The organism is Paenibacillus sp. IHBB 10380, from assembly GCF_000949425.1.
GTDB lineage: Bacteria > Bacillota > Bacilli > Paenibacillales > Paenibacillaceae > Paenibacillus_AQ.
In genome coordinates this window covers 2,493,113-2,507,264 of record NZ_CP010976.1, presented here as the reverse complement: position 1 = coordinate 2,507,264, position 14,152 = coordinate 2,493,113, and the positions used below count along the sequence as shown (strand labels likewise).

Genomic DNA, 14,152 nt, shown 5'->3' with positions numbered 1-14,152 from the left:
TGGATTTGACCCTATGTATTTGGTACAATATATAACCATATCAGATGAATCCTAGGTTGATGATTATTTGGCTTTGTATAGGTAGATCGTAGCGGTCATACCGACAATATCTTTTACACAGGAGGGAAATTGTGTTAATCGACATAGAGAAGCTTCGGACCACAGCGATTAATATTGTGGCGATACCCGACCATTATCGGTTAGAAATGGATGACAATATTCCAAAAGGTGATGAGCAAGAACACTGTTTCATCTGGGAGGACCCTGGAAACGAAGATAACAATATCGAGGTAACGTTTGATTTATTCACCGGACATCTCACGGGACTTGTTATTGAGCGGGAAGAAATGGGAGAGGTCAATGAGGATGAGGCTAAGCAGATTTGCTTAGACGATGAGGCGAGGGCAGTTGCAGATACTTTCGTAGCGAGGCATGCTCCGAATTCAACTGAATTTACGTCTGTATTTATTGAGAAGACAAGAAGCGGTATCACGTTTAAGTTTCGCCAGGAGGCTGGGGGGCTGCCGCTTCCCGGTACAGGTTGCGATTTGATGCTTGATGCGGGACTGAACGTCGTAAGGTATCGGTTGAATGGGCGATGGGACCATCCTGAATGGCCTGCTGCCATTGTGGACGAGGAGACAGTAAAGCGGTATATTCGGAGCAATTTACGGATGATGCTAACCATTGTTTCTTTACATCCTTCTATGTACGAGATGAATAGAAACGAACAGGAATATCGTCTAGTTTACATGCCAATTCCTGAACATCAATTGATTGATGCCGTTACTGGCCTTGATTTGTTTAGTCCTGAACATTACGTCATGCCGCCAAGCGGTCCCTTGCCGCTGATGAAGACGGTTTCGAATCTTGCTAAGGATGAGAAGGTGTCATGGGAGCATTGGCTGGGTATTAATCTAGAGCATTACGTGCTCAAGAAGTCATCGGATGACGGGGGAAGAATTAAATATTGGTATCAGCTCACTGAGCAGGAGGAGGAGAAGCCAGACACGAATGCGTTGTCGTTAGATGCTTACATGCAACGAAAATGGGGAAATCAGCTAAGTAATATTAGGGACTCCTCGATTATCGTACAGCTGGAGAAGACGACGGGACGACTCGTCGGGTTTCATAGGATGAATTGTGGGAAGGAAGGAGCGCCAAAGCTAAGCCGTGAGCAATGTTGGAATAAGGCGGCACAGTTCCTGAACAACGCATTTCCAGATTACGCGCATTATCTCCAACTCGAAAACGATCAAGAGAAATCAGATGGAGAGCCGCGAGAGCGTGAATTCTTCTATTTGCCAGTCTATATGGATGGAATCTCTGTGAATCTTGAGCGGATCACGATCAGTGTCTGCACATCGACTGGAGACATCTGCACCTATATGGGTGTTTCTTATGAAATGATTCGAGAATTGACAGGACGTAAATTCCAGTCGGGTCTCACTTCAGAAGCCGCAATTGATTGCTATGTTGAACAGATGAAACTTCGTCTTAATTGGTACAAGGATCATAACGATGACCAAGATCAGGAGATACCAGTGTTTCGGCTACTTTATGAGCCGACCACCATGATCTCCCACAAGCAAGGGAACGAACGGAAGTTGCGATATATCGATGCCATTACCGGCGAGTTTATTTGGGGAAGGCATTAATAGTTCAATAAAGAGAGAGTCTAGAACGAGATTAGCTTGTTCTGGACTCTCTTTTTATGAGCCTACGCTATGGAGATACCCCTGATTGGGAAGACATTAATATATGATCTAAAAGAGAGCCAGAACGGGTTGCCCTTGTTCTAGCTCTCTGTCTTTTATTGCTAGAATTTAGGGTCTCCATAATAGTGCGGTAGGATCAACGGAAGGAATAATTCCTTCTTGTGCAGCACGCGTAAGTAAAGCCGTTACCGCACCATACCCAGCTTCTCCTAAATTTGCTGTGAATTCATTTACATATAAATCAATATGTGACTGTGCGACTTCAGGTGATAGTTCTTGAGCATGGCTCAGTACATAGGATTGTGATTTCTCTGGATGTTCCCAAGCATATTCTACAGAACTGCGAATCCATTTCGAAATACTGTCTAGATCGAGCGATCGACGGGCAATAATCGCACCTAGTGGAATGGGTAAGTTCGTATCGGATTCCCACCAGCTACCTAAGTCTGTTAGCAGTGTAAGCCCATAGGAAGGATAAGTGAACCGTGCTTCGTGAATGACGAGTCCAGCGTCGATCAATCCATCTCGAACCGCAGGCATAATCTGGTCAAATGGCATTACCACAATGTTACCTACACCACCAGGTACGTGTTGAGCTGCCCATAATCGGAATAGTAAATAGGCAGTAGAGCGTTCGCTCGGAACGGCAACCATTTTATCGGATAATGATTGTGGATTAGAACCTTTGTCGCCTCCAGATGTGAGTATGAGTGGTCCGCAGCCTCGACCCAGTGCGCCACCACAAGGGAGTAAAGCATATTCATCAAGAACCCAAGGTAGGGCTGCGTAAGAAATTTTGAGTATATCCGGTCCCTCGGATGTCGTTGCAAGATTATTGGTGATGTCTATATCTGCATAAGTGATATCGAGCTTGGGAGCATCAGGTAGTAAGCCATGCGCCCAAGCATGAAATACAAAGGTATCATTGGGACAAGGTGAGAAAGCAATCTTCATGTTAGTACCTCCAGTAATATTGAACTCATAGCTTCTAATGCGTCGAAAGCTTCTTTCATCCGCCATGCAGCTCGATCTCTTGGACCTACTGCATTCGATATGGTTCGGATTTCTAGAACCGGAATGTTGTATATTGTAGCTGCTGTGGCCACGCCATAACCTTCCATGGCCTCAGCACTTACGCCAGGTACTCGGCTCGCACGTTCTGTTGCAGTAGCGGCGGTCCCTGTAGCCGTCGATACTGTAATAATAGGGCCTGTATGCACGGAAAGTCCCGCTGAATGTAATGATTCGCCCAGCCGTGTTACAAGGGGAGTAAAAGGTTGGACATGTGACGACCCAAAACCTAAATCATCTACGGTGCTAAAGCCTTCTGCGGTCTGAGCACCTAGATCAGCGGCAATGATATGATCTGCAATAACGATGGACCCTATTTCAGCTATTCCTACAAATCCTCCGCCAATGCCAGCAGAAATGACTAGATCATATTCAGTTGCTGCTAGTGCCTTAGCAGTATAAGCGGCCGCAGAAGCTGGTCCAACGCCTGCTAATAGAACGTCAAATTGAGGCGAGCCTTTGAGCCCGCGTAGGACTGAATTTCTTTCGGCTTCTACTGCGGTCATGATGAGAATTCGTGACTGTTTATTAGGATTCATGATTGATCCTCTCGCTATCTATTTAGAATTGAAATATATGATTGTATGTACCCATACTATTGTACATATTACTCGTTAACATTTCAAAGGATGGGGAGAGCAAAGGAGTTTTGTGATGGAATAGATAAGCCTCAGTCCAAATGGGCACCACTGATCTACTCCCTTTGCATCGGAATCACTTGTGAGAGAGCATTAAGCGAACGTTCAGCTTATTTTCAGTTAATCTTCAGTAGTTAGATACATAATAAAGATATAATGGTGTGACGAGGATATAAAGGAGCTAATTTCATGAACAAAATAAAAAGAGTCAAAATATTACTGGTAGATGACGAACCTAACATATTGGAGTTTCTAGAAATAGGCCTACTCAATGAGGGCTATGAAGTGATGACAACGAATGATGGAATGACAGCTATAAGGGTTGCAAAGGATTTTCAACCTCATATTGTGATTCTGGATGTCATGATGCCGGGTATGGATGGGTTTGAAGTATGCAGCATGCTTAAGGATACAGAAGATGTAGCGGTGATTATGCTAACAGCGAAGGATGAGGTCGACGATCGAGTCAGAGGACTTACGCTCGGTGCAGATGATTATATGGTTAAGCCCTTTAGCTTTGAAGAGTTGTTGGCACGAATTCATGCTAGAATCCGTAATCAATTTCCATATCTGTTGAGCGAAATTAATATCGGACCATTTCGAATTGACGATACGCGTAATGAAATACTCTATAACGAGAAGGTTCTGGAATTATCTCCGACCGAGTATGAGCTATTAAAGTTTATGGTAATCAATCAAGGGATCGTACTAAGTAAGTCTCTTATTCTAGATAAAGTATGGGGATATGATTTCGGCGGGGAAGAGAATATTGTTGAAGTCTATATTCGTTCTTTGCGTGATAAATTGCAGGATAAGGAACATCGTCTCATCCGCACGTTACGTGGAGCTGGGTATCGAGTTGATCTAATATGAAGCGAACAAGTTATCTGCGTCGCATTTTCGTTCCAAAGTCACTTCGATTCCATTTGCTATCTCGCTCACTCATCCTTTTAGCTATTTTATTGCTATTCATAGGAGTTTCGCAATTTCTACTTATGAAGGATTTTATTTATAAGAACAAAGCATCGAGTATTCAAACTCAGATTATGTCGACACCACCTAACATATGGGAACAGATCAAGAGAAACTCCCCTACCTCATCTGAAGGACAGTTTCGGTTTCCGTTTTTATTCTTGCAGGACTCGACGCTTGCTTTCATTGATACAATGGGACATTATACGAACTTAACCCGAACGGATTCTACTCAACCACCCAAGCTTACGAAGGAAGAATATGAACAATCGATGAACAGAAAACATACGCTCGATTATCGAATATTTACGGATTCTACTGGAAATGAGCATTTATTAGTATTGCAACGGGTAGAAGGGAGAGGGGGGATCTCCGGTTTAGTCCAAGTTAGTGTAGATACGAAGCCTTTAAAAGATTTGCTACTTCGGCAATTGATCATATTTCTAACACTTTCCCTGTTGGCGTTGATCTGCGGTGTATTGCTCTTTATCCCAGTGTTACGTAAAACACTTGTCCCTCTATCTAATATTGTGGAGGCTGTAGAACAGATTGATGCAGGCAAGCTGGATACACGATTACCCTCCGTACAAGGGCAACTTGAGATCGACCTACTTGCAGCATCCTTTAATGGTATGCTTGTCAGATTAGAATCCTCTTTTGAAGCAGAGAAAGAAGCGAAAGAGCAAATGCGTCGGTTTGTCGCAGATGCGTCTCATGAGCTACGGACCCCACTCACTTCGATTCATGGGTTCTTAGAAGTGCTGCTTAGAGGTGCCATGAATCAGCCAGAACAACTACAGAAATCTTTAAAAAGTATGCATACCGAATCTGAACGGATGAATAAGCTGGTGCAGGATCTTCTACTCCTAGCGAAGCTTGATCGGTCACCACATATTCTTTTGTCCGAAGGGGCGCTTGACGTTGTCATGATGGAGATGGAAGATCAACTGGTGATGCTTGCGGGTGATCGCAAGGTTCATTTACAACTTACACCGAATTGTAGATGCCTTTTTAATGAAGATAAGATGAAGCAGGTTATTCTGAATTTGTTCCAAAATGCAGTGCAACATACTGATGCAGAACAAGGGGACATTGAGTTATCTTTGAAGTATGATCGAAGTGGTTGTGTGATGTTGGAAATACAAGATAACGGCTCCGGCATATCTCAGAGTCATCTTCCTCATGTATTTGACCGGTTCTATCGTAGCGATACTTCTAGAACCCGTAAGTATGGTGGAGCAGGGCTAGGCCTTTCCATCACGAAAACGATTGTTGATATTCATGGGGGTTCTATGAACGTGAGTAGTGTAGAAGGAAAAGGTAGCGTGTTTACAGTTTGGTTACCAGAAGTACCCTCTGTATAACTAGCTAGAAGGCTTTTATCAAGCTGAAGAAAGAAGCAAAGTATGTTGGCTTGAGCTCTAGGCAGATTGAAACCGAAAAATTCAATACTATATTTGCGGGAGTAGGCGGCATGAAAAAAGCAAGGAAAGTTACGAAAGAACAACAAAAACAGGCAAGAAGGACAAGATAAGTTATAAATGACCTAACTTAACTACGCTTAAAACTGTGACCCGAAAGATAGACACCTTGAAAAGGGTGTCATCTTTTGGGTTCTTTAACGTTCTTTTATTCCAAAGGATATGAGAGAGATAACAAGATTTACCCATATACCTATGAAGTAATTTACAAAACTAACGAGCATATTGAATGGATACATCATAAGGAACGCTAACGCGAACGGCAAAAAGGGCCCATGTTGTATTAATTCTGAAGGTTCATCAATCGTTGTCGCAATTCCAGCCCATATGAAGGTCAAGATCGGAGATACGATAAGAACATTCAAGAGAAGTTCTTTCTTTAAGTTTTCCATAACATACTCCCCAACGAAACTATTTTTGTAATCAATGGAAGGATTATTAGGCTTGGAGCTGGAAGGTAGTAGGTATGATATTGGTGATAAATTCGGATATATTAAGGCTATTTAGTAATAAAACATGATGATGTTCCCAATGTGGAACTAATGTTTTACCTTAGGGGCATTTGTTTGGCATAAAGAATGTCTTCTTAAATAGAAGAATTCATTTATTAGGTTACTGACTGAATAACCTAAGTTAAGGAAGAGTATACTACGCTCATTAAACAAGAGGTGGGCAATAGATGAGATGGAGTGTAGTAGTTACTGTTATTGTTTTAACCATTATTTTAATTATTGAACTTCCAAGGTTATTGGGTATAAAAATCCGTTCGAATTTGGTGATTTTTGTAATAGCATGCTCCTTCACATGCTATTCTGTGGTAGCGCATATTTTATAACATAGATGATATAGATGACGAAATGTGAGTTTCAATTTCTGATTATAAGTACAGTCAAAAAACTGCCACCATGTAACTCAGGGACAGTGAAGTGTTGTATGTATAAAATTAGGTATTGAATACCAACGAAAAATGTGATATTATGACGAATAGTGACTGTGAACTTTTTAATTCATTTAATCTTATCTATGATAGCATATTCATTAGTTTATGTCAATATATGAGAATGGTCTTAGTGCTGCTGGATATTTCGGCAAGGTTTTTCCTAAGGGAGGGGTCCGTATATGGAAGACGATCAACTTACAAAAGTAGAAACAGAATTAACATTGGACCACGTGAGAGAACAGCTCATTGAACAAAGTAAGCAACATGCTGTTCTTACTTATAAGGAAGTTGTGGACAAGCTTGTCTCGTTCGATCTTGATCCGGAGCAGATTCGCGAATTTGTCGAACAGCTCTCAGAGCAAGGGATTGATATTGATGATGAGGCTGGAGACGAGGCTTCAGGATCAGAAGAACAAGAGTCAGAAGAGCCTAGCTACTATGACAATCTCAGTCTACCTCCAGGGATTAAAATTGATGATCCTGTGAGAATGTATTTAAAGGAAATTGGACGAGTTCAGCTCCTTTCCGCAGCAAGAGAAGTAGAGTTAGCTAAGAAAATTGAACAGGGCGACGAAGCTGCCAAACGAATGTTAGCAGAAGCAAATTTACGTCTAGTTGTCAGTATCGCAAGACGTTATGTTGGCCGTGGTATGATGTTCTTAGATCTAATTCAAGAAGGTAATATGGGCTTAATAAAAGCTGTTGAAAAATTCGATTATACAAAAGGTTATAAATTTAGTACCTATGCAACATGGTGGATTCGTCAAGCAATCACCCGTTCGATAGCCGATCAGGCTAGAACGATTCGTATTCCGGTTCATATGGTAGAGACGATAAATAAGCTAATAAGAGTCTCTAGATCATTGCTTCAAGAACTGGGACGTGAACCAACACCTGAGGAAATAGCGGTGGAGATGGAGCTAAGTACAGAAAAGGTTCGAGAAATTATGAAGATCTCGCAAGAACCCGTGTCACTGGAAACACCTATTGGTGAAGAGAACGATTCCAATCTAGGAGACTTTATAGAGGATCAAGATGCCATCGCTCCAGCCGATTCTGCTGCGTATGAGCTATTGAAGGAGCAATTGAAAGATGTATTGGATACTTTAACGGAGCGTGAGGAGAATGTACTTCGTCTAAGATTTGGATTAGACGATGGTCGTTCAAGAACACTAGAGGAAGTTGGTAAAGTGTTCGGTGTTACTCGTGAGCGGATTCGTCAGATTGAAGCTAAGGCGCTTCGTAAACTTAGACATCCAAGTCGAAGCAAACAATTGAAGGACTTCATGGAATGATAGTGCGAGAGCTATCTAGTTATGGGTAGTCAAAACAATCTGTTATTATAGTTTGAATGATTGAAAAATATGTGAAAAATAAAAAAATCGCCAGCTACAGGCGGTTTTTTTATTTTTTTATTCCCTGTACCTTTATTTTCACTTTGACCATATGTCAACCATATCAGCAACCGGTTTATAAACAGTAATCATCAAATCCAAAGGATTAAGAACCTTGATCTGCAGTGCTTGAGCAATACCTAATACAGTTGCTATCAATAGGAGAATGGAAGATACCCAGAGTTCCTTTATTAATTTTTTTCTCCAAAGATGAGGGACATCGATGGCAATGATTACAGCGACAATGAAAAGAATCCCTGTGATAGACAGCATGCCAATGGCTCCTTTTTCTTCAACTTTCAGGTCGTTGATCTCTTGAACTTTGCTCGAATAAAATAAACAACCAACAATAACAACGGTAAGAGTAAGGCAAAAGTCAAATCGAAATACGGCCAGTATTTGGAAAGTACTTTATTATAATAAGTTATACTAGGGGAAATGACTGGCGTAAGTACAATCAGGAGCAAGCCTACAGGTAAGGTTAACATCCGATATTCCTTTAATTTTAACAATTGTGCTAAACCCAAATTGAAAGTATAAAAAAACAAAGAAACTTTCATAAAAATGGTTAACGTCCACATGAGGGCTAATATGGCTTCAACCCTTTCAAAAAAGCGACCGACAGTTACCCTTCTTGCCAAGGAATAAGTGGGATACATACTTCTCGCAGTATGATCGGCACCGAGAACAAGAATAGAAACAGTGATAATGATGATTAATACGATGCCTCCTAACAGTGCACCTTGTAAAAAACCTTTTCTTATTTGTTGTGGTTGATTCACATAAGGAAATATCATTAAAAAAACAACTAGCTCCATAAAGGGAAAAGCTATACATGAGAGAGAGCCATGAAATACAGGCTTGATTCCATTTTCTAGAATGGGTTGTAATTTCTCGAATTCTGCTTGAGGAGAAAGTAAGATGACTAGGATGAGGAAAAAAAAGATGATCCAGGGTAAGAATATTTCCCCGGTACGTCCAATAACCTCAAGACCCAAGCGTACTGCCATGATAACAATACATACAAATAAGATTTGAATCGCTTGAGTTGGAGTTTCCTGCATCATTACTGAGGTCACAAAATCCCCTGTCTCTCTCGTATGTGCCACAACGGATAGAAAGGTGTAAAATAGGAACATAAGCGATACGAATGTCCCGAACCATTTTCCGAAAATTTCTTGAATGGATTGAACCAAAGTCAAATGGGGATAGAGCTTTCCCACCATGCTGAAAATGTAAACGACCAACAAGCCTACCGCTAGCCCAATCAAACTGGATATCCATGCATCTTGTTTCGCTTCGAATGCAGCGATGGAAGGTAATACCAGAATCGAATCCCCAATGGTAATGAGCATCACTAAGACGGTGAATTGACGAATACTTATTTTAACGTTCTCAGGCATATGTTTTATTTCACTCCATTTTATTCTTTCATATCTTCGAGGAACGAGTTAGATATCTTTCCTAAATACGGAATCTTATGAGTAACCTTCACATTCACTGGAATATTCACAAAAGTTTGATCCCAATTTTTTTTTAACTTTTTCCAGGCCTTTGGATACGAGCGACGAATGACTTCGCCAAATCCAAAAATATCGATTTTGTATTCTTGTTGCATTTTTTTTATAGTCTTTTCAATGAACTCTTCCGTTTTCTGGTCCGCCAATTTCTCCACTTCAGCAATGGTTTCCGTCTTTGTTAGATCAAGATGGCATTGTACCTCTCCTACATTGGCCTCCGATTGTACTTCGATATGGATACGCGGGTGTTCATCGCGGAGGCTACCTTTAACCTTCGTGTTTGAGCGAATGACTTTTAATGACAGTTTTCCTCCATCGGGACAGTTTACATGTCCAACTGTACTTTTAATATTATTGTCAATATAGTTGTATGCTTTGCCTTCTTCGTCACTTAACCAACCAATCAGTTTATCCTTTCTAAACACTGCTAATCCTGAGTATTGCATATCGGCAGGAGACGGCACGGTTTCAACATTTCTTTTGGATTCACCTATTTTTTTATCTCCTATGACATTAAGCCCTGTTAATACTGGGTGCCTTCCTTCACTCACAAGTTCAGAGATCAGTTTATCCAAATTAACCGTTGTTGTAGGTGCCCATTGTTTCGCCGATGTCTCCAAAGTAGAAAACAATCTAATAGAAGGTACTTTTTCTAAGTTGGTTAATATTTTTAACATATCCTCAGCCATAGCTTGCTTTGCTACAACAATGAAATAGTCATTTCGTGTTTCAGGTTCTCTCGACATGAGATCGAGAGAATCTCTGATTCCTTCTCTGGCCAATGATTCGCTAAGGACTAAAATTCGAATATGGGCTAAATATATTTTACGGGGACTAATCGTGGTCATTTGTCGAAGGGCTTCTAATATGGTGTCACCTGTCGCTTGATACAAAGTGACCGGCGCCACGGAACCCCCTCTTTTTCCACTGACTTCTCCTGGTTCTACAACTTGAGCAGAAACCTTGTATTGATTCCCAGATTTATCGATCGCTATGCCTACGGCAATAGCTAAGTCGTTCAATTCCCGGCGGTTCCAACAACCCGTGACGAATATGAGCAAGATTATGAAAATACAAAGTAACAATCCTTTCCGTTTCATTGCTCAACCTCCTGTGTTGTCCTGCGGTTTTTCCGGAGGAGTACTTTGTTCGCGAATGATATTATTCTTACTGATCATTCGGGGACGGGAAAACATTGCCCACCGGGGCATTCGGAAAAGGGTATCTTTCTGATCCTCAAGGATAAACGGAGCCAATGGACTCATATAAGGAACCCCGAAAGAACGCAAGCTACACAAGTGAAGAACAATCGCAATGACACCGATGATAATTCCAAACAAACCGAACGAAGCGGCCAATCCCATCATTAGGAAACGTAGCATTCGGATGGTCATGGCCATGTTATAAGCAGGCAGTACAAAGCTGGAAATTGCCGTAATAGCAACGACGATAACCATGGCTGCGGATATGAATCCGGCCTCAACTGCGGCTGATCCAATGACCAATGTTCCTACGATGGATATCGATTGTGCTATGGCCTTAGGCAATCTTAAACTGGCTTCCCTCAGAATTTCAAATGATACTTCCATCATGAGAGCTTCAATAAATGCAGGGAAGGGAACTCCTTCCCGTTGAGCTGCCAAATTAATCAGCAGTTGAGTGGGCAACATTTCCTGATGAAAAGTCGTGATGGCTATGTACAGAGCGGGACCCAATAGAGAAATGAAGACACTTATAAAACGAAGTATACGAATGAGCGTACTAATATCCGCGCGCTGATAATAATCCTCTGCAGCTTGAAAGAAAGAGATAAGCACAATAGGGACGACCAGAACCATCGGTGTTCCATCCACTAATATGGCAACTTTCCCTTCTAGAAGATCGGCGGCAATAATATCAGGACGTTCCGTATGATAGATCGTAGGAAAAGGAGTATATGTTTCATCGTGAATCAATTCCTCGATATATCCACTTTCCAAGATCCCATCAATATTGATTCGATCTAAACGTGCATGAACTTCTTTTACAATGTCGTCACTCACAATTCCTTTGATATACATGATCGCAACATTGGTTTTGGTTACTCGTCCAATTTCCTTTGTTTCTAGCCAGAGATTAGGGTCCTTTATTTTTCGACGTATTAAGGCAGTATTGGTACGTAGGCTTTCTGTGAAACCTTCTTTTGGTCCCCGGATAACAGTTTCTGTAGTCGTCTCTGTTACACCACGGTCTTTCCAGCCTCGCATACCAATGGTGAAGCCTTGGTCGTATTCGTCCAATAAGAGAATTACATCACCTGACAATAGGGAAGTAAATAAAGAGCTAAATTCCGTAACATCCTTGATCTCTCCAACGGTAAGATGATTTTTCAATACATGAGTGGCATTATGCTCAGAAGAGTTCATCGTACCTAGGCTTGGGATATCTACGAGAAGCGATTCCATAATGAAGTTCTGAACGGATTTGATATCTGTTAATCCATCTGTATATATAATAGCTGCCTTAATCTGGCGTTCTGAGCCAATTAGAATTTCTCTGATCACAAGGTCGCTACTGTTTCCAAGCGCTTCTTTGATGTGTTGTATGTTTTCTTGAAGTTCTGTTTTTAAAGGCTCTTTGTGTGATTCTATATTAGTGGTTGGTTCTGGTGACGATGGCTTAAATATTTTGGTTATCGTCTCGTTCCAAAAATTCATCGTTGTTATCCCTCTTCCGCAAGCTGCTAGTATATAGCTATTACCAAAGAGTGGCATAGTTATTCTTAATTACTTAGCCGTGATGAATGAAAGATAGTGTAATAATAGATGTGAATGATGTGATAATATTGTAATTATCAAGTTCGATCGCTATATAAGGAATTTTGTTTAAATCTAAACATCATAGATGATATGGATGGAGGGCTCAAATGGTTAATATCGTTAAAATTAGTCGCCTTATGACTCTTATGTTACTCATGGCAGTTATACTGGGGGCATGTGGTCAATCTTCTCATGAGAAGGTGGAGCTAACCATCTCGGCGGCTGCAAGTTTAACAGATGCACTTCAGGAAATACGAACTTTATATGAAACAGATCATTTGCATGTAAAGCTTCATTTTAACTTTGGTGCTTCTGGTGCTTTGCAGCAACAAATAGAGCAAGGGGCTCCAGTGGATGTATTTCTATCAGCGGCGACTAAGAATATGAACGCACTTATAGACAAAAAGTTAGTTGATGCACAGGAACAACAAAATTTGCTGACTAATGAATTAGTTGTCGTTATACCTAAAGAATCAAAGGTACCTATTTCAAGTGAAAAGGACCTCATAGATGAACATTTTCAAAAGGTAGCTATAGGTATTCCGGAAACTGTTCCAGCCGGTAATTATGCGAAGGAAGCATTGAGTCATATGGGATTATGGGAACAATTACAATCTAAAATCGTACAATCTAAAGATGTTAGGCAAGTATTGCAGTATGTGGAGACAACGAATGTGGATGCTGGTTTCGTATATAAAACAGATGCGTTGACTTCAGATAAGGTAAAGATTGCATTTGCGGTTGATCCGGTTACATACGCCAAGATAGAATATCCTGTAGGGATCGTTAAAGCGACAAATCATAGTAAGGAGGCGGAAGAGTTCTATACCTTTCTCCAGTCTAGTCCAGCGTTAGATATATTCGTGAAATATGGCTTTTCGATTTCTAAATGATAGATGGGAACATCGATTGGCAGATGTATTGGTCGCCGATCCGATTATCATTACAAGTTGCTCTATTATCAAGCATTGTGACTGTGATATTGGGAGTAAGCATTGCCTGGTGGATGTCTAGAAATGAGTTCAAAGGAAAAACGTTAATCGAAACGCTATTTATACTCCCTCTTGTATTACCTCCAACGGTTGTTGGGTTTTTATTATTGGTTCTATTAGGACGTAGCAGTTGGGTGGGACAGGCCATAGAATGGCTCTTCTCAGCTCCTGTCATTTTTACATGGTGGGCTGCAGTGATCGCTTCAATTGTTGTTGCCTTCCCACTTGTATATCAGACAATGAAGGTTGGCTTTACTTCTGTGGATAAGGAATTAGAAGATGCAGGTCGTTCCATAGGAGCTACGGATTGGCAAGTTTTTCGATATATCACACTTCCCTTAGTTTCTAGATCTTTAATATCTGCTTATATTCTTGGATTTGCCCGTGGACTTGGAGAATTCGGTGCGACATTGATGATAGCTGGAAATATCCCAGGGAAAACACAAACGATCCCAACTGCCATATATGTTGCTGTAGATTCAGGAAATACGACTCTAGCATGGGTATGGACGATTACCATAATTCTAATATCGTTCGTAATGCTACTACTGACAGGGATAAAAAGGAATTAAATGAATAGATTCAGAACGATGTAGGAAATCAAATGTCGAGTTGCTAGATTTGAGGT

13 protein-coding genes are annotated in these 14,152 nt (G+C 41.0%); 6 read left to right on the top strand and 7 right to left on the bottom strand.

The genetic code is table 11. The features are described from left to right. Positions 1 to 131: 131 nt before the first annotated feature. On the top strand, positions 132 to 1,658 hold the full coding sequence (locus UB51_RS10825; protein ID WP_044877306.1) for a YcdB/YcdC domain-containing protein: 1,527 nt from the start codon (positions 132 to 134) through the stop codon (positions 1,656 to 1,658). A gap of 168 nt (positions 1,659 to 1,826) precedes the next feature. Here UB51_RS10825 and UB51_RS10820 read toward each other — a convergent pair whose 3' ends face one another. Both UB51_RS10820 and UB51_RS10815 read right to left on the bottom strand, forming a co-directional pair. Beyond that, positions 1,827 to 2,672 (bottom strand): 1,4-dihydroxy-6-naphtoate synthase, encoded by an 846-nt coding sequence (locus UB51_RS10820; RefSeq protein WP_044877305.1) that lies wholly within the window; start codon positions 2,670 to 2,672, stop codon positions 1,827 to 1,829. Further along, a complete protein-coding gene (locus UB51_RS10815; protein ID WP_445322375.1) occupies positions 2,669 to 3,331 on the bottom strand; it encodes a futalosine hydrolase in 663 nt (220 codons plus the stop codon). The genes UB51_RS10820 and UB51_RS10815 overlap by 4 nt, the downstream gene beginning before the upstream one ends. Positions 3,332 to 3,616: 285 nt before the next feature. Here UB51_RS10815 and UB51_RS10810 point away from each other — a divergent pair, with 285 nt between their 5' ends. Continuing rightward, positions 3,617 to 4,300 (top strand): response regulator transcription factor, encoded by a 684-nt coding sequence (locus tag UB51_RS10810; protein WP_044877303.1) that lies wholly within the window; start codon positions 3,617 to 3,619, stop codon positions 4,298 to 4,300. Then, positions 4,297 to 5,763, top strand: a complete 1,467-nt coding sequence (locus tag UB51_RS10805) for a sensor histidine kinase (protein WP_044877302.1) — start codon at positions 4,297 to 4,299, stop codon at positions 5,761 to 5,763. Before UB51_RS10810 ends, UB51_RS10805 begins: the two co-directional genes overlap by 4 nt. Positions 5,764 to 6,017: 254 nt before the next feature. Here UB51_RS10805 and UB51_RS10800 read toward each other — a convergent pair whose 3' ends face one another. Beyond that, on the bottom strand, positions 6,018 to 6,272 hold the full coding sequence (locus UB51_RS10800) for a hypothetical protein (protein ID WP_044877301.1): 255 nt from the start codon (positions 6,270 to 6,272) through the stop codon (positions 6,018 to 6,020). Between the two features lie 727 nt (positions 6,273 to 6,999). Here UB51_RS10800 and rpoD point away from each other — a divergent pair. Further along, positions 7,000 to 8,115 carry an RNA polymerase sigma factor RpoD gene (gene rpoD, locus UB51_RS10795; protein ID WP_044877300.1) on the top strand — a complete coding sequence of 372 codons (1,116 nt, stop codon included), beginning with the start codon at positions 7,000 to 7,002 and terminating at the stop codon, positions 8,113 to 8,115. A 138-nt stretch (positions 8,116 to 8,253) separates the two neighbouring features. Here the strand turns inward: rpoD and UB51_RS10790 are convergent, their stop codons facing one another. Genes UB51_RS10790 through UB51_RS10775 form a run of 4 tightly spaced genes read right to left on the bottom strand, consistent with a single transcriptional unit; the run spans position 8,254 to position 12,430 of the window. Continuing rightward, complete coding sequence (locus UB51_RS10790; RefSeq protein ID WP_044877299.1) at positions 8,254 to 8,487, bottom strand: hypothetical protein; 234 nt, start codon at positions 8,485 to 8,487, stop codon at positions 8,254 to 8,256. 26 nt (positions 8,488 to 8,513) lie between these two features. Next, complete coding sequence (locus UB51_RS10785; protein ID WP_044877298.1) at positions 8,514 to 9,617, bottom strand: GerAB/ArcD/ProY family transporter; 1,104 nt, start codon at positions 9,615 to 9,617, stop codon at positions 8,514 to 8,516. Positions 9,618 to 9,637: 20 nt separating this feature from the next. Further along, positions 9,638 to 10,834: a Ger(x)C family spore germination protein gene (locus UB51_RS10780; RefSeq protein ID WP_044877297.1), complete on the bottom strand. Its 1,197-nt coding sequence runs from the start codon at positions 10,832 to 10,834 to the stop codon at positions 9,638 to 9,640. A 3-nt stretch (positions 10,835 to 10,837) separates the two neighbouring features. Then, positions 10,838 to 12,430 (bottom strand): spore germination protein, encoded by a 1,593-nt coding sequence (locus tag UB51_RS10775; protein ID WP_052675861.1) that lies wholly within the window; start codon positions 12,428 to 12,430, stop codon positions 10,838 to 10,840. 209 nt (positions 12,431 to 12,639) lie between these two features. On the opposite strand from UB51_RS10775, the gene modA reads away from it, so the two are divergent. Together modA and modB are read left to right on the top strand one after the other, a co-directional pair. Continuing rightward, positions 12,640 to 13,425 carry a molybdate ABC transporter substrate-binding protein gene (modA, locus tag UB51_RS10770; protein ID WP_044877296.1) on the top strand — a complete coding sequence of 262 codons (786 nt, stop codon included), beginning with the start codon at positions 12,640 to 12,642 and terminating at the stop codon, positions 13,423 to 13,425. Beyond that, positions 13,422 to 14,096, top strand: a complete 675-nt coding sequence (gene modB, locus UB51_RS10765; protein ID WP_044877295.1) for a molybdate ABC transporter permease subunit — start codon at positions 13,422 to 13,424, stop codon at positions 14,094 to 14,096. The genes modA and modB overlap by 4 nt, the downstream gene beginning before the upstream one ends. Positions 14,097 to 14,152: the final 56 nt, after the last annotated feature.